Source organism: Arthrobacter sp. U41 (assembly GCF_001750145.1).
In the GTDB taxonomy this organism is placed as follows: domain Bacteria; phylum Actinomycetota; class Actinomycetes; order Actinomycetales; family Micrococcaceae; genus Arthrobacter.
The window spans coordinates 3,252,682-3,270,637 of record NZ_CP015732.1 but is presented as its reverse complement, the minus strand read 5'-3'; the positions used below and the strand labels follow the sequence as shown (position 1 = coordinate 3,270,637).

General features: G+C 68.2%; 17 protein-coding genes and 1 pseudogene. 10 read left to right on the top strand and 8 right to left on the bottom strand.

The genetic code is table 11. The features are described 5' to 3' along the window. Positions 1 to 5: 5 nt before the first annotated feature. The 3 genes from hrpB to ASPU41_RS14855 all read right to left on the bottom strand — a co-directional run bounded on the left by hrpB (position 6) and on the right by ASPU41_RS14855 (position 5,287). A complete protein-coding gene (hrpB, locus tag ASPU41_RS14870) occupies positions 6 to 2,687 on the bottom strand; it encodes an ATP-dependent helicase HrpB (RefSeq protein ID WP_069951571.1) in 2,682 nt (893 codons plus the stop codon). A 757-nt stretch (positions 2,688 to 3,444) separates the two neighbouring features. Beyond that, a complete protein-coding gene (locus tag ASPU41_RS14860; RefSeq protein ID WP_069951570.1) occupies positions 3,445 to 4,458 on the bottom strand; it encodes an isopenicillin N synthase family dioxygenase in 1,014 nt (337 codons plus the stop codon). A 127-nt stretch (positions 4,459 to 4,585) separates the two neighbouring features. Further along, positions 4,586 to 5,287 (bottom strand): DUF2306 domain-containing protein, encoded by a 702-nt coding sequence (locus ASPU41_RS14855; protein ID WP_069951569.1) that lies wholly within the window; start codon positions 5,285 to 5,287, stop codon positions 4,586 to 4,588. 107 nt (positions 5,288 to 5,394) lie between these two features. Here ASPU41_RS14855 and ASPU41_RS14850 point away from each other — a divergent pair, with 107 nt between their 5' ends. From ASPU41_RS14850 to ASPU41_RS14840, 3 genes are all read left to right on the top strand, one after another. Next, the gene (locus tag ASPU41_RS14850; RefSeq protein ID WP_069951568.1) at positions 5,395 to 6,114 is read left to right on the top strand and encodes a TetR/AcrR family transcriptional regulator; all 720 of its coding nucleotides are present in this window, start codon (positions 5,395 to 5,397) and stop codon (positions 6,112 to 6,114) included. A 79-nt stretch (positions 6,115 to 6,193) separates the two neighbouring features. Continuing rightward, positions 6,194 to 7,183, top strand: coding sequence for a dienelactone hydrolase family protein (locus ASPU41_RS14845; protein WP_069951567.1), 990 nt, complete (start codon positions 6,194 to 6,196; stop codon positions 7,181 to 7,183). Between the two features lie 204 nt (positions 7,184 to 7,387). Further along, the gene (locus ASPU41_RS14840; RefSeq protein ID WP_069951566.1) at positions 7,388 to 7,723 is read left to right on the top strand and encodes a YegP family protein; all 336 of its coding nucleotides are present in this window, start codon (positions 7,388 to 7,390) and stop codon (positions 7,721 to 7,723) included. An 18-nt stretch (positions 7,724 to 7,741) separates the two neighbouring features. Here the strand turns inward: ASPU41_RS14840 and ASPU41_RS14835 are convergent, their stop codons facing one another. Next, on the bottom strand, positions 7,742 to 8,758 hold the full coding sequence (locus ASPU41_RS14835; RefSeq protein WP_069951565.1) for a hypothetical protein: 1,017 nt from the start codon (positions 8,756 to 8,758) through the stop codon (positions 7,742 to 7,744). Between the two features lie 91 nt (positions 8,759 to 8,849). Beyond that, complete coding sequence (locus tag ASPU41_RS14830; RefSeq protein WP_069951564.1) at positions 8,850 to 9,152, bottom strand: DUF4193 domain-containing protein; 303 nt, start codon at positions 9,150 to 9,152, stop codon at positions 8,850 to 8,852. A gap of 222 nt (positions 9,153 to 9,374) precedes the next feature. Here ASPU41_RS14830 and ASPU41_RS14825 point away from each other — a divergent pair, with 222 nt between their 5' ends. Further along, positions 9,375 to 9,713 (top strand): YnfA family protein, encoded by a 339-nt coding sequence (locus tag ASPU41_RS14825; RefSeq protein ID WP_069951563.1) that lies wholly within the window; start codon positions 9,375 to 9,377, stop codon positions 9,711 to 9,713. 106 nt (positions 9,714 to 9,819) lie between these two features. Beyond that, on the top strand, positions 9,820 to 10,515 hold the full coding sequence (locus ASPU41_RS14820) for a DsbA family protein (protein ID WP_069951562.1): 696 nt from the start codon (positions 9,820 to 9,822) through the stop codon (positions 10,513 to 10,515). A gap of 15 nt (positions 10,516 to 10,530) precedes the next feature. Here the strand turns inward: ASPU41_RS14820 and ribA are convergent, their stop codons facing one another. After that, positions 10,531 to 12,444 carry a GTP cyclohydrolase II RibA gene (gene ribA, locus ASPU41_RS23750; RefSeq protein ID WP_069951561.1) on the bottom strand — a complete coding sequence of 638 codons (1,914 nt, stop codon included), beginning with the start codon at positions 12,442 to 12,444 and terminating at the stop codon, positions 10,531 to 10,533. 144 nt (positions 12,445 to 12,588) lie between these two features. Here ribA and ASPU41_RS14810 point away from each other — a divergent pair, with 144 nt between their 5' ends. Beyond that, complete coding sequence (locus tag ASPU41_RS14810) at positions 12,589 to 13,080, top strand: MarR family winged helix-turn-helix transcriptional regulator (RefSeq protein WP_069951560.1); 492 nt, start codon at positions 12,589 to 12,591, stop codon at positions 13,078 to 13,080. Between the two features lie 308 nt (positions 13,081 to 13,388). Here ASPU41_RS14810 and ASPU41_RS23485 read toward each other — a convergent pair. After that, positions 13,389 to 13,508: pseudogene (locus tag ASPU41_RS23485) on the bottom strand (universal stress protein); the annotation flags it as partial. Between the two features lie 225 nt (positions 13,509 to 13,733). Here ASPU41_RS23485 and ASPU41_RS14805 point away from each other — a divergent pair. After that, positions 13,734 to 14,927 (top strand): AEC family transporter, encoded by a 1,194-nt coding sequence (locus ASPU41_RS14805; RefSeq protein WP_231941090.1) that lies wholly within the window; start codon positions 13,734 to 13,736, stop codon positions 14,925 to 14,927. Here the strand turns inward: ASPU41_RS14805 and ASPU41_RS14800 are convergent. Further along, complete coding sequence (locus ASPU41_RS14800; RefSeq protein WP_069951559.1) at positions 14,901 to 16,109, bottom strand: alanine racemase; 1,209 nt, start codon at positions 16,107 to 16,109, stop codon at positions 14,901 to 14,903. The two genes, ASPU41_RS14805 and ASPU41_RS14800, sit on opposite strands and share 27 nt — an antisense overlap. 198 nt (positions 16,110 to 16,307) lie before the next feature. Here ASPU41_RS14800 and ASPU41_RS14795 point away from each other — a divergent pair, with 198 nt between their 5' ends. From ASPU41_RS14795 to ASPU41_RS14785, 3 genes are all read left to right on the top strand, one after another. Further along, complete coding sequence (locus tag ASPU41_RS14795; protein WP_069951558.1) at positions 16,308 to 16,910, top strand: hypothetical protein; 603 nt, start codon at positions 16,308 to 16,310, stop codon at positions 16,908 to 16,910. Continuing rightward, complete coding sequence (locus ASPU41_RS14790; protein ID WP_069951557.1) at positions 16,910 to 17,386, top strand: NUDIX domain-containing protein; 477 nt, start codon at positions 16,910 to 16,912, stop codon at positions 17,384 to 17,386. Before ASPU41_RS14795 ends, ASPU41_RS14790 begins: the two co-directional genes overlap by 1 nt. 106 nt (positions 17,387 to 17,492) lie before the next feature. After that, positions 17,493 to 17,822, top strand: a complete 330-nt coding sequence (locus tag ASPU41_RS14785) for a GYD domain-containing protein (RefSeq protein ID WP_069951556.1) — start codon at positions 17,493 to 17,495, stop codon at positions 17,820 to 17,822. The last annotated feature ends 134 nt before the right edge of the window (positions 17,823 to 17,956 follow it).

Below are 17,956 nucleotides of genomic sequence, written 5' to 3'. Positions count from 1 at the left end.
CCCGTCTATCTGCTCCTGTTCTTGGTTCGGGCGGTCGCCGGCGCCGTCCACGGATCCTCCGGCCAGGGGTGCCGGGGGTACCGGCCCCGCATCTCGGAACGGACCTGCGCGTAGGGCCCGGACCAGAACGAGGCGAGGTCGTCCGTCACGGCCAGGGGCCGCCTGGCGGGCGAGAGCAAATGGAACAGAACCGGCACCCGGCCGCCGACGAGGCGCGGCGTCCGGTCCCAGCCAAAGCACTCCTGCAGTTTGACGGCCACCACCGGGCGGCCGCCGTCGTCCTCCACGTCGGGGTAGTCGATCTTCACCCAGGAACCGCTCGGCACCTCAATCCGCTCCGGCACCAGCTCAGCGAGCCGGGAGGCGTCGGGCCATGGCAGCAGGCGCCGGAGCGGATCCGCCAGGTCGATCCCGCTCGTGGCGGCACCGCCGGCCAGCGCCTCAAGTTCCGGAGCCAGCCACTGGTCGAGCCGGGCCAGCAGCGCCTGATCTGACACGTCCGGCCAGGGATCCCCGAGCTGGCGGCGCAGCAGGGCCAGACGGCGGCGCAAGGCATCCGCCGCCGTCGACCATCCGATGGTTCCCAGCCCTTCCTTCGCCAGGGCCCGTGCCACGGCTGCCCGGCCCTCCCCGGCGGACGGACGGACGGGTGTGGAGGACAGCACGATCGCACCCAGCCGGCGCTCCTTCCGGGCGGTAACCCGGCCCTGGCCGAACCGGGCCTCCACGGTGTCGGACAGGAGGTGCCGGGCGGCCGCCTCAGCCGTGTCCCCCGTCAGCGGGGCAGCGGAACGGATGACGGCGCCGGTGCCGGCCGCGTCGCGCCCCTGGGCCCGGGAGACCTCGGCAACGGCGAGCCATTCGTGCCTGGACAGGGAGCTGCCGGCGGGAAGGCCGGCCCGGGTCCCGGAGCTGAGCAGGTAGCGCTCCGGCCCCTCGCCGGGAACCCGGCGCGCGACACGGTCAGGGAAGGCCAGTGCGACGACGAAGCCGACCGCGTCCGCGGCGGTCACCGCCGCCGCCAAGGGAGGGGAGTCGACGCCGGGACTCTCCTGGCGGGCGATCGTCTCCATCCGGCGGACGTCCTCCTTCCAGCGCCGGGACCCCGGATCGCTGCCCGCGCGAAGGGCGGCCAGGAGGCGCGGGAGGTCGGCTCCGGGGGCGCGCTGGTCCCCGGAGACCAGGGCGACGGCTTCCGCGGCGGTGCGGCTGCCCACGGTTGCGGCCCCGTCCAACAGTGCCCGGGCCAGCCGGGGATCGGCGGGAACCCTGGCAAGCAACTTGCCGAGATCGGTGGCGAGGCCGTCCGGAGCCACCGCACCGAGTTCCCGCAGCACCTCAACTGCCTCGTCCATCGCGGCCTGCGGCGGGGCGTCCGGCAGGGCCAGTCCCCGGCCGCCGGGTGATCCCCAGCAGGCGAGAACCAGCGCAGCCCCTGTAAGGTCCGCGACGGCGATCTCCGGTGTCTGGTGGGCAGGTGCGGCGCCGAAAGTTTTCTGGTCGTAGCAGCGGACCACCCGTCCGGGCCCCTGGCGGGCCGCACGCCCGGCGCGCTGCTCGGCGGAAGCGCGGGAGCAGGACACGTTCACGAGCCCGGACATTCCGCGGCTCGCGTCCCGCCGGGGTTCACGGAACAGGCCCGAGTCGATGACCAGCCGGACGCCGGGGACGGTCAGGGAGGATTCGGCGAGGGATGTCGATACGATGATCCGCGGGCTGCCGCCGGGTTCCCGCCCGGAGACGGCGCGGTCCTGCTCAGCCGGCCCGATCTGACCGTGCAGCTCCAGGACCTCGGCACGGGTCTGAGCGCGGAGCCGGCCTGCGACATAGGACACTTCCCGGGCCCCCGGCACGAACACCAGGGCGTCAACGTCCCGGCCTGATGCCGCCGCCTCGGCGTGCGCCGAGGCGGCGGTGGCCGCCACATGGTCCAGGAAGGCGCGCGCCACCCCCCGTTCATCAAGCCGGGGCGCCGCGGCAGGGACCCAGTCCACCTTGAGGGGGTACAGCGCGGACGGACAGTCGACGACTGGCGCCGGCCCGCCGCCGTCGGGGTCCCCCGCGTCGGCACCCGCTCCGATGAGGGCGGCGAAGCGCGGTGCGTCAAGGGTGGCGGACATGGCAACAAGGGTGAGGTCGCCGCGCAGCTGGCGGACCTCGGTGAGCATGCCAAGCAACAGGTCGGTTTCGATGCCGCGTTCGTGCACTTCGTCAAGGACGACGGCGCCGGCGGTTTCCAGTCCCGGATCTGCGAGCAGGCGGTTCAGCAGGATGCCCGGGGTGACAAATTCGATCAGGGTCCCCGGGCCGGTCTGGCGTTCGCCTCGGACCGTGTATCCGACGCGGTCCCCCAGCCGGCTGCCGTCCAGCGCGGCGAGGCGGCGGGCGGCCGAGCGCGCGGCGACCCGGCGCGGCTGGGTGACAATGATGCGCTGCAGGGGCTCCCGCTGCTGCCGGTCGCCGGCCACAGCACGGCTGGCCAGCCCGAGGTTGGCCAGCAGCGGCGGAACCAGGGTTGTTTTGCCCGTCCCTGGCGGCGCCTGCACCACGGCGGTTGCGGATTGGCCTCCGGCCCGCAGGGCTTCGGCCAGCTCGTCGAGCGACTGCGCAAACGCCAGACCGGACCCGATGACCCCCAGGTCGAAGGGCGCGGGAGCAGGGGTCAGCGGAACGGCTGGAGAAGTCACACCTCCATTGTGCCTACCCGGGCGCCCCTGCCTGCACCCAGGACCGTCAGGACCCCCGATGGGGAACGACCAGGACGGGCCTGGACTGGAGGCTGGTCAAACCCGCACTGACCGATCCTTCCAGCATCCGCTCCATGGCCGCGAGCCGCCCGGGCGTTGTCCTCCCACGATTAGCAGCGCGGCGGCCGAGTTCTCCGCAAGCCGGCCGAGGGCCGGGGCAACGGCCCCGTTCAGCACCCTGAATGACCATTCCCCGCCCGGAGGCCCCAGGAACGTCCGGAGAAGGTCCCGAACGTCGTCCGAGGGGAAATCGGTCTCGGTGTTGAAGGCCGGATCCAACGATGCGCCAGCCCTGGAACGGTCAGGTTCCCACTCCGTAAGGTAACTCGCCGGATCCACGTAAGCGCAGATCAGGTGCGCGCCCAGCCGGGCTGCCAGGCCAGCTCCCGTCAGGATCAGATGCTTCGACGGTTCCCATGCCACGCCCAGAACCACCGGGCCGTCCGGCCACGTATTGCCGGCAGAGGGCGGCTGGACCGAGTCCAAGGTCCCCATCAGCAAAGGCCTGCATCGGGTGCCGTGAGCACGTCCATATTCATCAGGATAGCCACCGGCTGGAATCGAGCCCAGCCTCGATCCGGACGGTGAGCTTCGGGGCCGTCGACGTGCAGGTTGCACACCGCTACCCGGATGCGCGCAGCGCCGGGGCGTTTCCGCGTCATAGGACTGTTCGGGCAGCGGTACGTGAGACGCCGGCTCAGCCGTTCTGCAGGTCGGAGTGGTGCTCAGCCACGACGTTCGGGTGCGCCCGCAGCCGGTAGCGCAGGGCATTGTCGCCGTAGGTTTCAAGAATGGGGCTGTTCGTCGGATCAACCGACAGGCCGCGGGCTTTGGCCTGAAATTCCGGGCTCACCGCGAGTTGGGGCATCGTTGCGTCCAGCGCCGGATTGTAGAAGAACGGCAGGGATACACGGTCAGTGCCGCGCAGAGGTGAAATCACGCGGTGGAGGGTCGCCTTGAGGTAGCCGTTCGTGGCCAGTTCAAGCATCTCGCCGATATTGACCACAAAAGTTCCCGGCACCTGGGGGGCGTCGATCCATTGCCCCTGGTACTCGACCTGGAGTCCACCCTTTCCCGGCTCCACGAGCAGCAGCGTCAGGACCCCGCCGTCCCGGTGGGAGCCCACGCCCTGCTTGGGCTCCGGGTCGGACTCCCCCGGATACCGCACAACCTTGAGCAGGGGAAATGCCCGTTCCGCAAATGCCGCGTCGAAGGTGTCTTCGGGCGCCCCGAGGGACACCGCCAGGGCCCGCAGCAGGCTCAGCGAGATTGCGCTGAGCCGCTCGTTCCATTCGAGGACAATGTCGCGCATTTCGGGGAGGGCGTCCGGCCACAAGTTGGGCCCCTCAAGACGCCAGTAGTCAGCGACGCCGGGCCCCGGCTCCACGGCAGCGCGCTCAACGCCGATATCGATCTGCTCGCGCCAGTCGACCGCTCCGTCCGTGAGCTCCCCGCCGACCCGGGTGTATCCACGGAACTGCGGGCTGTGGACGTTTTCGACGGCGAGCTTCTGCTCGTCGGGCAGCTCGAAGAAGCGCCGGGAGACATCGAGCATCGCATCCGTCAACTGCTGCGGGATCCCGTGCCCGGCCAGGTAGAGGAAACCGACCTCGTGCATGGCGTTGCGCAGATCGTCACGAAACCGCGAGGCCTCCGCGGGCCCCGCGCTCAAACGGGAGAAGTCCAGGACGGGCAATGAGTCGAGTGGCACCTAAATAGTCCTTTTCAGTGAACTTGGCAAGCTGGGAACCGTACTTCCCTCAATGTTACGGACCGGGCGCCGCCGCGGGGCATTCTCATGTCGAATTAAGACGTTCGGGCTGCCCGCACGGCGGCCGTCAACGTGGCACCCCGGCCGCAGTCCGGACAGGCCGAACGGCAGGGCGGGACGTGCGGGCGGAGAGCCGGGCGCGCCGGTAGATGACGTACTCGGCCACCGCCAGGTTGATCACCCAGGCCGCAGCCATGAGCAGGGCCCTGGTCAGCTCGTCAGGCGTTCCCACCAGCAGCATCCAGGGAAGAATCACCAGGGCCTGGGTTCCCGCGGCGACACCGATTGCATAGCCGCGCGTCATCCACGCGCCGTGCCGGACAAAATCCCGGCGCCGGATCGCGAGGAGCCCCAGGATGATGCTGACCAGCATCGCCGAGCCGAAGAACAGCCGAATCGGAACATCGGTGTCGCCATCCGGGAGCGGATAGAAGGCGGACATCCACAGGCCGGAGAGCGCGGCGAACAGGCCGGCCGGAATGAGGACACTTCCGGCGGTGCGGTGCCAGGCTCGCCTGCCGCGCAGCGCTGGAACAAATTGGAATGCACCGAGCAGGCTGTAGATGGTGACGCTGACAATGTGGATTACCACCGGCGCCGGCGAGGCAAAGAACCGTGCGTTCTGCGGCGTGATGGCGGCGCCCCCGGTTAGCTCGGTCAGCCGCGCCGCACCGGCGATGACCGGGATCAGGCTGAGGAGGATTAGGGCGGCAGGCACGGGCCACTGGGGTCCGGGGCGCCGGGCGGGGCTGGCGGGTTCTGTTGTCATGGCCTGGTCCTCAAATCCGGGAGTGTACGTTGTACACTTCATGGCACAAACGCTAGGTGTACGCAGTACACTTGTCAAGGGGAGGCTGCTAGGGAAAGGTGGTCCGGATGACTCAGCAGCTGCAGGCCCCACGCCGTACGCCCCTGAACCGGGACCGGGTGCTGCAGGCAGCCGTCGCACTCGCTGACGCCGGGGGCTTCGAGTCGCTCAGCATGCGCAGGCTCGCCGAGGAACTGGGCGTCGTGCCGATGGCGCTGTACAAACACGTCGCGAACAAAGAGGAGCTTCTCGACGGGATGGTCGCGATTCTCATCGGCGAGATCGATCCCCCGGTGCCCGGGGCGGACTGGAAGAACGCCGTCCGGTTGCGGGTGCTCTCTGCGCGGCGGGCGCTGCAACGGCACCCGTGGGCCCGCCGGGCGGTTGAGTCCCGCACCAATAAGACACCCGCGGTCCTCGGGTACATGGACTCGTTCACCGGCATGTTCCTGGCCGGCGGCTTCACCGCGGATCTCACGCATCACGTAATGCATGCCATCGGGGGCCGCATGTGGGGCTTCACCCAGGAACTGTTCGACGACCCGGAGGCTCCGCCGGCAGAGCAGTCGCCGCAGGCCCAGGCCGCCATGTTCGAGCAGCTGGCCGCGCGGTATCCGAACATCGTCGCGATCGCCACCTCGAAGATCCACGACGAAGGCTCTGTCATCGGGCACGGCTGCGACGACCAGTTCGAGTTTGAATTCGCCCTCGACCTGCTCCTCGACGGATTTGAGCGCCTGCACGATCAAGGCTGGTCATCGGGGCAGGCCCGGCTGGAACGCCGCTGAGGGCGGTCCTTAGGTGAGGGAAACCCTTGCCTGATCATGGACTTCGGAGGAGGATGTCCGCACACTCCAGGAGGCCTTCATGACCAAGCTTGGCAAGTTTGAGAAGTACCTGATTGAGGAATTCTTCGATGATTACCGTGCCGGCGCCCTGAGCCAGCGCACGTTCACGCGCCGGGTGGCGTTCATCACCGGCAGTATGGCCGCCGCGTCAGCCGCGATGCTGCTGGTGGGCTGCACACCGGAAGAAGTACCGCGCAGCACGGACCCGATGCCGACCCCCAGCCCCTCCTTGACCGGCACGGCGACGGGCACGGCGACCGGCACCGCCTCCCCCGGCCCGGTCCCGGGGGCCAAGAGCCCGCTCTCTGTTCCAGAGGGCGCGCCGGGTCTGGTGACGGGGATGGTGCGGTTCCCGGCGAACGGAACAGATATCAGCGGCTACCTTGCCCGGCCGGAGTCGGGTGCTCCCGGACCAGCCGTACTGATCTGCCACGAGAACCGCGGGTTGACCCCGCACATCGAGGACGTGGCGCGCCGCTTCGCTAAGTCCGGCTACGCGGCCTTGGCACTGGACCTGCTCAGCAGGGAAGGGGGCACGGCGGCGATGGACCGCGATGCCGTCCCCGGGGCGCTGACGGCGGCCGGCATCCCGCGCCATGTCTCCGATTTCGCCGCCGCTTTCGATTACCTGCAGTCGCAGGACTTCGTCGAGGAGGGGCGGACCGCCATGACCGGGTACTGCTTCGGCGGGGGCATCACCTGGCAGGCTGCGACGGAGCTTCCGGGGCTGAAGGCCACCGCGGCGTTCTACGGGCCGTCCCCCGATCTGGACAAGGTTCCGACGATCAAGCCGGCCGTCTTCGGCGTGTATGCCGAACTCGATCAGCGGATCACTGGAGCCTTGCCGGCGTTGCGGGAAGCGCTGGCCGCCACGGACGTCCGCCACCAGCTCACCGTCTATCCCGGCGTCGACCACGCCTTCCACAACGACACCGGGCAGCGTTACGTCGAGGCCCAAGCCACCGCCGCCTGGAACGACACGCTGGCCTGGTTTTCCCGGCACGTCTGAGCCCGGTGTTGCACAGCTTTTACCCAGGGTTTACCTGCCGCGCCTTGTGGGCCCCAGGAGCCTGCAACAGACTTAATATCACCAAAAGAACTGATCCTTCGTGATCGTTCGACCAGAGCAGCGGGACACGAACGCATTGATGCGTTCCGGCCTGATCCGCGGTATTGCCGCCGCGGGCAGGCTCCGTAGACCGGGAGGATTATTATGGCCGGCAAGTTTGAAGTTTTTGTTGATGCGGAGTCGAATTTCCGGTTCCGGCTCAAGGCACCGGACGGGACAGTGATGGCCGTATCGGCCGCGTTCCGCGACAAGTCCGCCGCCGTCGCCGGCATCGCCGCCGTGCGCGAGTGCGCCGGCATGGGGCTGATCACCGACCTCTGCTCCGAGACGAGCGCCCGGGACAAGGTTGCGGCATCAGCACCGTCCGGCGATGCCCTGCAGGCCCGTCACGACTGGCATAAACGCGCCGACGGCTTCCATACCCGCGCGAAGACGATCCGCCGGGCCGCAATGGCGCCCCGGTGGACGGGCGCGGCGTAGGAAAAGGCGCAGGCCCGGCTAGGGACGCGCTGCGTACTCATACCACTGAAGGACCCGCAGCGCCCGCAGGGTGTTCCATCGGCTGGGCTGGCCGTCGCCATCCTCGAGTTCAAAGTGGATCTGCCCGGGGTGGGTGTTCTCCAGCAGCCAGGTGCCGTCGGGCTGGCCCTTGGACCGGAGCAGCTCCACCGCCTCGGCCACCCGCGGGTCGGGCGGATCACCGGCGGACCGGAAGTACTCCAGGGCACGGAGGACGTCGTAGTGCCAGCGGGTGGGAAAGGTGAAGTCCAGCCAGGCCGGGTCAATGACTTCGCCGTTGCTTTTGCGTCGGAACAGCTTGCGCTCGAGGAGATACTCCTCGCCGCGCCGCCGGGCCCCGACGGATTCCGCCGAACCGCCGGTGTCACGCTCGTGCGCCAGGAGTCCCTCCAGGACGTTGATCGTTGTGGCGAGTGACGAGACAACCGCCCCGTACTCCGCCCAGCAGTTCCATCCGCCGTCCTCGAGCTGGCCACTGACGAGCCGGGCGACCACGCCGTCGACGTCCTGATCGAAATAGGCTCCGAGCGCGACGGTCATGCCGTTGATGCATGGCTCCACTTCGCCGGTGAAATAGGGCTGCCCGCCCTCTTCCCAATGGCAGTTGTCCCGCACCAGCGCCACGGTCTGGCGCATCCGGGCACTTTCCGGGTCGACGCCAAAGTCACGCAGCAGCAGGAGGCTGTAGGTGGTGGCGGTCCAGGGCTGGCTCCCGTCGTCGGGCACGTCGTGCCCGACGGCGTCGTCCCGGCGGTCCGTAGCGGCAGCTGCTTCGGGGCTTCCGACGTCGGGATCCCCGCTGTGCGCCGGGAAATACGCTCCCCCGGCCCATTGGCCATCCTCCCCGCGCAGGCCCAGCAACCGGGCGCCCCATCCCTCGGTGGCCACCCGTGCGCGTTCAGCAGCTACGACGTCGGCCGGGGCGCCGGCCAGGTCACGCAACGCCTGCCAGCGAATGGACGGGTCGGAATCCAGCAGCCACTCGAGCACGGTCATGCGCCGATTGTAATGCCCTCGGCGTTTCCGTCACCTGATTTCGTGCCGTAGCCGCGGCGGCGGATTTGCCCGCCCGCGCCGCAGAAGCGCCTTAGCCCTCGCACTCAATGCAGTAGGCGTGGCCGTTCTTTTCACGCGCGATCTGGGACCGGTGCCGGACCAGGAAACAGGAGTAGCAGGTGAATTCGTCCTCCGCCTGCGGGATGACCTGGACAACCAGCTCCTCTGCGACGAATTCCCCGCCGGGGGTAATGGAACCGTCCAGCGAATCCGCCTCATCCAGCTCACTGACCACACTGCGGGCGTCCGGAGCATTGGCAGATTGCAACGCCTCCAGGGACCTGTCCTGCGATTCCTTGACGTCGGAACGTACTTCATCGTAATCGGTTGCCACTGGAGTGAATCTCTCTTCTTCGTATTTCTGCTCGGATAGGTGTTCAACATACAGAACCGCTCCGGTATTCCCGCCCGCCAGAGAATCTTCGGGCGAGGCCCTGGCCACGGCCCCCGGCCGGACAGCCCCGCGCCGAAATGCAGCCGCCAGCGACGTGGCTTCCACGACGCCCGGAACCGGCGCGAATCGCGCGGCTCGCTGCCGCCCTGCCATGATGAGTCCGTGAATATCGCAAAGTCGGTCCTGCTGTTCGCACTCGCAGCCGCAGCCGAGATCGGCGGCGCCTGGCTGGTCTGGCAGTCGGTCCGCGAAGGCAAGGACTGGTGGTGGGCCGGAGCGGGCGTCCTCGCGCTGGGGGCCTACGGTTTCGTGGCGACCCTCCAGCCGGATGCGCACTTCGGGCGGATCCTCGCTGCCTATGGCGGCGTCTTCGTCGCCGGGTCGCTTGCCTGGGGCATGATCTTCGACGGATTCCGGCCTGACCGCTGGGACATCGCGGGCTCGGTGATCTGCCTGTTCGGCGTGTGCGTGATCATGTTTGCGCCGCGGGGCGCCGGTTAGGAAGCCTCTTAGGTCCCGGCGCGGACAGCCCTATGACCACCTCTCGACCTCCCGCCCTCTCCAAACAACCCCGCCGCCAGGCCCTTCCAGAAAGCAGCACGCACTGATGCCACAGACCACCACCAAACCGTTCCCTGCCCCCGGTGACCCGGCGAAGAAGGTCCGCCTGGTCCTGTGGGTACTGATCGGGGCCGCCGTCGCGGCCGGCCTCGTCTGGTTCGCGGTGTCCACCGCAAACAAGCCCGCCCCGGCAGCTCCGCAGCCTGCAGCCAGCGCGCAGCTGGTCCGCGAGGACAGCCACCGGCTCACGTCTCCGGCCGTCGAGAAGGCGCAACTGGTGGAGTTCCTGGACTTCGAATGCGAGTCCTGCCGCGCCGCCCATCCACTCGTCGAGGAACTGAAGCAGGGGTATGGAGACCGGATCACCTTTGTGAACCGCTACTTCCCGCTCCCGGGACACCGGAACTCGGGGACCGCTGCCCTGGCTGTGGAAGCTTCTGCGCAACAGGGCAAGTACGAGCAGATGGCAGCGAGGCTGTTCGAAACCCAGACTCAGTGGGGCGGACAGCAGGAATCCCAGGCACCCGTGTTCCGGGGCTATGCGCAGGAGCTGGGACTGGACCTGGCCAGGTACGACGCGGCAGTGGCTGACGAGAAGACCAGGGAACGCATCCGGAAGGATGCCGCGGACGGCGCGGCCCTGGGGGTCACCGGGACACCCACATTCTTCCTCAATGGCAAGAAACTGGTTCTCGACACGGAGGCGGAGTTCCGGCAGTTGGTCACTGACGCCGCCAAGTAGGCCAAATAGGCATGGTCAGAACGCGGGAACCGTGAACCCGAGGCCCAGCAGGCCGCGGCCGGACTGCTCGAGGATCGGATCCATCGTCAGGGTGGGGTGGTTGATCAGCACGTTGACGTCGCGTTGGATCCGCTGCAGCGGATGGGGCAGCCGGTGGGCACTTCCGCCTGATCCCGCCATGATGAGCCGGACGGCTTCAGCGGACGCCTCCCCGGAGAGCGCGAGCGAGAGCCGGTGACGGGCGCGTTCCTCGTCCGTCAGCCTTGCCGGCTGGCGTTCATAGGCGGCGGAAACAACCCTGAGCGCTTCCTCCCAGTGCAGCCGTGCAGTGACCACAAGCCCGTAAGCCTGCGCAAAGCGGGCCTGTGCGAGCGGCGAATCCGCCTGGCGGTTCTCCTGGGTGTTCTTGACCTTGCGCACCAGCATCCGCCCGCCGAACAATTCGACGGCTTGCTCGGCGGCACCCAGGGTGGCCGCCGGCGCCACCAGGTTCAGCAGCGTGGCCATGGGGGCGTGGATGATCGGATCCTGATGGATCCGGCTTCCCGGATTGTCCGCCGCTGCCAGGAGCGCCCAGTCCAGTGTCCGGCGCTCTGGAACGAACAGCCGCTCTGCCCGGATGTCATTGCTGCCCGTACCCCGCAGTCCTGCCGTGTGCCACACATCCAGCAACTCGACGTCGGATATCGGCACGAGGCACTGCAGGCGGATGTCGTCGTGCTGCGCTGCCAGCAGGACCCAGCCGGAATGCATCACGCCCGAGGCGAAGCTCCACCGGCCCGAAATAGCGAAGCCGCCCGGGACTTTCTCGGCCACCCCCACCGGTGCCCCGGTGGCGGCCGCCAACGGGGCGGGACCGTTCGCGAAGACTTCATCCTGGATGTCCTGCGGCCACCGGGCCAACATCCAGACGTGCTCGATCAGATGACCGACCGTCCAGGCCGTGGAGGCGCAGCCCCGGCCAAGCCGGCGGACGGCCTGGGCGTAGGTCTCGACGCCCAGGCCAAAGCCGCCGACAGCCTTTGGAGAAAGCAGCCGGAAGACTCCGGCTTCCTCCAGTTCCGCCATCGTGGACTCCGGGAGGCGGCGAATCCGCTCCGTTTCCTCGGCCCGCTCCCTCAGCCGGGGAATGAGCCCGTCAAGCCGGCTCAGCATCTCGTCGTGAGTGGGCAGATTGGGGTTCGTCCCGGCGTCCATGGCGCCTGCGGCCCTGCCGCGGAGCTCCCCGGCGCGGGCGTCGGGCCGGGGTCCGACGGCGGCCGGCAGGTCGAGGGTGTGGCCGGTGTGGTCGCGTTTCGCTGTCAGGTAGCGGTGGTTGGCCGCGGAGAGGTGCACGCCGGTGGGGAGCTGTTCGGTGACGTCAATGCCGAGGGCGGTCAGCTGGGCGGCCTTGTCCGGGTTGTTGCTGAGCAGGCGGACGGTGGTGGCGCCGAGGGCGCCGAGCATCTGCGCGGCGGCGGTGTATTCCCGTTCGTCCTCGCCGTGACCGAGGGCCAGGTTCGCCTCGTAGGTGTCCAGGCCGGCGTCCTGCAGCGCATAGGCGTCGAGTTTGGAGTAGAGCCCGATGCCGCGGCCCTCCTGCCGGAGGTAGAGCAGGAAGCCGCCGGCGTCTGCGATCTGCTCGACTGACTCCCGCAGCTGCGGTCCGCAGTCACAGCGCAGGCTGCCGAACACATCCCCGGTCAGGCATTCGCTGTGCAGCCGGACCAGGGGCGCCGGGCCCGCCGGATCCTGATGCAGCAGCGCCTGCTCCCACTCGCCCAGTGCGAGCAGCAGGTGTTCCTTGCCGTCGGCCAGCCCCCGGAACGTCAGCATCTCGGCCGTGGCGGCGAAGCCGTCCGGAAAGCGCAGCGGAATGGTGACCTGGCTGCGCACTGTCGCCGGCGCGGCGGCCGCCAGCGTCGCTGCCGAGTCGGACAAGACGGTCATCTGGGGTCCAAACGGGAAACGGTCATGTGGGGTCCAATCGGAAACTTACTTGAAGATTGAAGTTAACGCTATCCGCGGTTAGTTCACGATGCAAGTAACATGTCGCCGGAATGAGTTCACGCTTGAAAGTGTTACGCTGGCACCATGGAACCTTCGGTGGAACCCCAATGGCTCAGCGCTGAGGAGCGCCAGGCATGGTTGACACTCGTGGGTGTGATGATCCGGCTGCCCTCAGCCCTCGACGCGCAGCTGCAGCGCGACGCCGGACTCAGCCACTTTGAGTACATGGTGCTGGCCCGCCTCTCCGAGGCCTCCGGCCGCACACGCCGGATGAGCGAGCTGGCCGGGTTCACCGAATCAGGCCTCCCCCGGCTGTCCCAGGTCGTCAGCCGCCTCGAGAAGCGCGGCTGGGTGCGCCGCTCCCCCGACCCCACCGACGGCCGCATCACGCTCGCCACCCTCACCGAGGACGGGTGGGAGAAGGTCGTGCAAACGGCCCCGGGTCATGTCGCGGCCGTCCGCACCCTCGTCTTCGATCCCCTCACCAGGGCCCAGTCACGCCAGCTGGGCGGTATTGGCCAACGCATCCTGCGTTCGGTCGATCCCGACGGCCGGTCCCTTCCCGGCGCGGATTAGCCTGCCGAACTCCCCGCCGGATACGGTCCCGGGCCCTCCCGCTAACGGCCCGCAGGGTGTTGAATGGTAGTAATGGCAGCGCCGGCAGGGCGCTGCAACTATCTGACTGGCTGCATTTACTTACCGGAGCCGCGGGGTTCCGGTGTGAGACGGGGTCGGCGACGCTTGAGAGCCCTCTGAGACCGGGGCCTCTCTCCCCCCAGCCGTCGTCGGCCCCTTTGGCCCTTCCGGCTGGGCGGCGGTCTCTAGCGCCCGGCACCGTCGGCCTTGACGGCCAGGACCGGGCGGTCTGCCTGGATCAGGATGCGTTAGGCATGGCTGCCCCTGACGAATGTGCCCACCTCCGAGCGGTGGCGCAGGCCGATGACAATCAACGACGCCTTGACTTCCCTCGCGAGGTCGAGAAATTCATCCGCCAGGTCGTGCTGACGCCCGCGACGACAGCACCGGCATGCGGTATTACATCGATGGCTGGACCTTTGACTCCACGCGGCCCTGCCTCGTCCGCTGAACGGCGTCAGGTAAGCTGCGGTCACCCGGGACTTCCCGCATTCCGCGCGGCCGGTTCTGCCCCCGCACCGCCGGAGGCAGCCGGGCGGAATCCCATCCGCAGCCGTTCCACGGCCGGCAGTTGTCTTTCGAAGGGCTAAATCTTGGGCGGCGCTGTCTCCGGAATCCTGATTGTCGCCGCCGTCATCGCCGTCGGCTATTTCGCCGCCCGGCTGCGGATCCTGGGACCGGAGGTCCAGGGCGCCCTCACCCGCACGGCCTTCTACGTGACCAACCCCGCGTTGCTGTTCACGGTGGTGGCGGGCAGCGACATCCGCGCCGCACTCGGCACGGATGCCCCGCTGGCGCTGCCTTCCGCGGCGGCGGTGGGTCTTCTCTATTGCCTGCTGAGCTTCCTGTTCTTCCGGCGGCCTGTTGCCGAAACCGCCGTCGGCGCCATGGCCAGCAGCTATGCCAACGCCAATAACATCGGCATCCCGGTCTCCCTCTACGCCGTGGGAACAGCGCAGCATGTTGCTCCGGTGCTGTTGGTCCAGATACTGGTCATGGCCCCGTTCCACCTCACGGTCCTGGGACTGGCCGGAGGCGCCAGAATCTCCTGGCAGAAGCTGCTGCTCCAGCCCTTCGCGAATCCGATGATCATCGCCTCCGGGCTGGGCGCCGCCGTCGCCCTGACCGGGTGGCACGCTCCCGAGCTCCTGCAGAGACCCATCGACATGCTCGCCGGCGGTGCCGTTCCCATGGTCCTGATCGCCTTCGGACTCTCCCTGGCCGGCAAGGCCCCGCTGCAAAAAGGTGACGGCCGCACCGAGACACTGGTCGCCACGGCCCTGAAAATCGCTGTGATGCCGCTCATCGTGTGGGCGCTGGGCCGCTTCGTCTTCGGTCTGGAGGGCCAGCACCTGCTCGCCAGCGTCATCATGGCGGCACTGCCCACCGCCCAAAACGTGTTCCTCTTCGCTTCGCCGTACGGCCGCGGTGTGACAGTGGCCCGCGACGTCATCCTTTGCACCACCGTCCTGAGCGCCGGCGCGCTCGTGGCCGTCGCGTGGCTGCTCGGCAAAATGCCACGGAAGTACGTGATCTACACGTTGATCGCAAGGCGCCGTGGCGATCGGCACGCTGGTCGCCGGAGACACGGTTTATCCTGGCTGGCTCTACGTGCAGGATTTTCCCGCCTTCCAGGATTCGCCCCGCACCCATCATCTGGATCGGGCACTGCCGGCTGGAGTCGTTGGCCCGCCCCATCCGGCTTCTCCCCGGGCACTCGGCCGGTGCCGCTGCCGAAGGTTGTGAGCAGCGGCCGCGGCTCACGGCAGCCGGGCCGTGACCAGTGACGAGCGGTGGAAGTCCGTGCGCCACACCCCGGCGCCCTGTCCGTTGCCGTCGGTGATGATGTATTCAGGCCAGCGGTCAAAGGCGGAGCAGGGGTGGGATATGCCAAAGTCGGCCACATCCGTGACGTCCAGTCCGCTCACGCCGGTGAGGACCGTGTGGTGGTCGAAAAGGTTGCGCACGACGGCGGCCTCGTTCCTCTTTGGGGCGCCGTCCGCCGTGTGGGCCGACAGGAAGACCGGGAGGCCGGCGTCGTAGGGAAGGTCCCGCTTACCGGCACCGACGACGGCGAATCCCTCCTCGGGGGCGGACAGGACGACGGCCCGGACCGAAAGCGCCGGAACCAGGCCCGGAACCGGATTGACCCCGGCGTAGGTGCCGTGATCGTGGGTGACGTAGCAGCCTGACCGGAGGATCCTTCGGGTTCCGGGCACCTGGCTGTCATCGGGAAGGTGCTCCACGACGCGGTCCGGGAACGCGGATCCTCCCATGGAGTAAATGGGGGCGGCGGTCTCGAAATACTTTGCGGCGGCGAGGTAGACCTCCCGCACCAGGCTGCAGTGCCGGTCGACTGCCTCGACCGTTGGCTCCGCCCTGGTGTTGGGGACGACGCCCTCGTAACCGGCAACACCGGCGAGCCGCAGGCCGGGCGTGCCGTGGATCAGCTCAGCAAGGCGCAGGGCATCGTGGACGCTCCGGGTTCCCGTGCGCCCGCCAGGGGTGCCGACGTCGATCAGCAGTTCAAGGGCGACGGGCGCTCCGGCGAAGACCCGGGCCGCCGCCTCGACGCCGGCAGCCGAATCCGCGAAACAACGGATTTCCCTGCCGGGCTCTTCCTCCATCCATGCACGGAGGCGGATGAGACCGTACTGGTCGACGACCTCGTTGGCGACGAGAACGTGCTGATGACCCCAGTTGAGTGCCGAGGCGGCCTGGTCCACGGTGGCGACGGTGACGCCGACGGCGCCGGCTGCCACCTGGCGCGCGATGATCGGTGCGGACATTGTTGTCTTGACGTGGGGTGCAAGATCCACTCCCCGTTCCCGGCACCAGGCTGCCATCACCCGGATGTTGTTTTCGAGGGCATCGATATTGAGCCGCAGCTGGGGATACGCCGGGGCGGTGGCCACCTTTGCCGCCAAATCTTCGTCGAGTCCGCTCGGGCGCTGGATCGGGCTGCTCACGGGGCTCCTTCGTCGTCAGTGGACTGATCACCACCGTCCGGGCGCTTCAGGGGCTCCGGGAGTGGGAGATGCGTTGATTGTGTCATGTCGTCAACCGGGTCCGGGCTGCAGGGCACTCCGCCCGGGCGCCCCGCCACGGCCCACGCGGGGGATAATGACACCGAGAGCCACAGTCAGCACGGACGGGAGGGGGTCCGAATGCATCCGTCCCCGCGCATCACGGTGGAGGTGCCGGTACTCAACGTTGGCTCCGGCCCCTCGGACTACGCGGAACTGGGCAGCTATGTCGACGCGCTCCGCCGGCAGCAGGGCCTGCACCTGACCCTGCTGCACATCGGCATCCTGGCGGACTTCGCCCAGGACATCGCGGACTGGACGAAGGGGATAACCGCTGCCGAGGCGGCGGCACGCGCGACGGTTGCCTGGCTGGAGGGGCTGCCCGTCCTGGCAGGCTTCTCCGCCAGGGCCGAGAGGCTGGTCCTGCTCGGCGGCGGCCGCGTGAGCGGCCTGGAAGTGGAGGTGCCTGTCCAGGTGCGGGACTATCAGGTCTGCCTCGTGAGGGGGCTGCATGAGCTGTTGGATGAGCTGCTGGTGGACAATGTCGATGACTTCATCCTCAGTTCCCGTGCCCTCGGCTTCAGATATCCCCGGTGGACTCCCCACATTGCCGTTGGCCGCCCCTGGACGAAGGACCGCGGACCCTGGGAGATTAGGCCGTTGGCAGTCGAATTCGGCGAATCACGGATCAGGAACCGCCAGTTCCTGCCTGACTTCGGGACACCCGGACACGCGGAGGGCTGATGAGCGTTCGGAGCGCAGGCATCCTGCTGTACCGCCGGGGCGCCGGATCGGAAGTGGAGGTCTGGCTGGCCCACATGGGCGGACCGTTCTGGGCGCATAAGGATGCCCGGGCCTGGTCGATCCCCAAAGGCGAGTACCTCCCGGGCGAGGACCCGCTGGCGGCCGCGCACCGCGAGTTCGCCGAAGAAATGGGGACCACGGCGCCGTCCGCCGATTACATCCCGCTGGGCGACTTCCGGCAGCCCTCGGGAAAGGTCATCACGGTCTTCGCCGCCGAGTCGGACTTTGCGCCCGAACGCATTGTGAGCAACACCTTTTCGCTGGAATGGCCGAAGGGATCCGGCATAATCCGCAACTACCCTGAGGTGGACGACGCCGGGTGGACGCGGGAGCCTGAAGCCCGCCGCAAGCTGGTCGGCGGCCAACTGCCGATCCTCGACGCGCTCCTCCAGAAGCTGGGGAGCGTCGCCCCGTGACGGGGCGACGCTGTCTCATTGCTCTCGCCAGGCCATTGCTGGCCGGGCAGGAGACTGCCATTCTAGGGGAATCCGCACTCCCCGCAGCGAATGGAAGGGACAGACCATGCCGCTCTATCTGTCGAAGTTCAGCTACACCCCCGAGACCTGGGCCAGGATGATCAGCAACCCGGAAGACCGCCGAAAAGCTGCCCAGGCGTACATCGAATCGGTCGGAGGAAAGCTCCACGGCTTCTGGTACGCATTCGGCACCCACGACGGCTACAACCTCTGGGAGGCCCCGGACAACGTATCCATGGCTGCGGTGTCGCTGGCAATCACCGGCGGCGGTGCCCTGAGTTCGTTGGAAACGACCGTGCTGTTGACCGTCGAGGAAACGATGGAGGCCCTGCGGATGGCCGGGGAAGTCAAGTACCGGGCTCCCGGCACCCGCTGATCCCTGTTACACAGGCCATCATCATGTTCGCCGGGTAGTGTTGAGCCTTCTGTTCGGGCTCAAGCTGCTGGCCCACAGTCTCCGACAGCGGCCACGCCGGCTCCGCCAGGGATCAACCGACACCCCCAATCGTT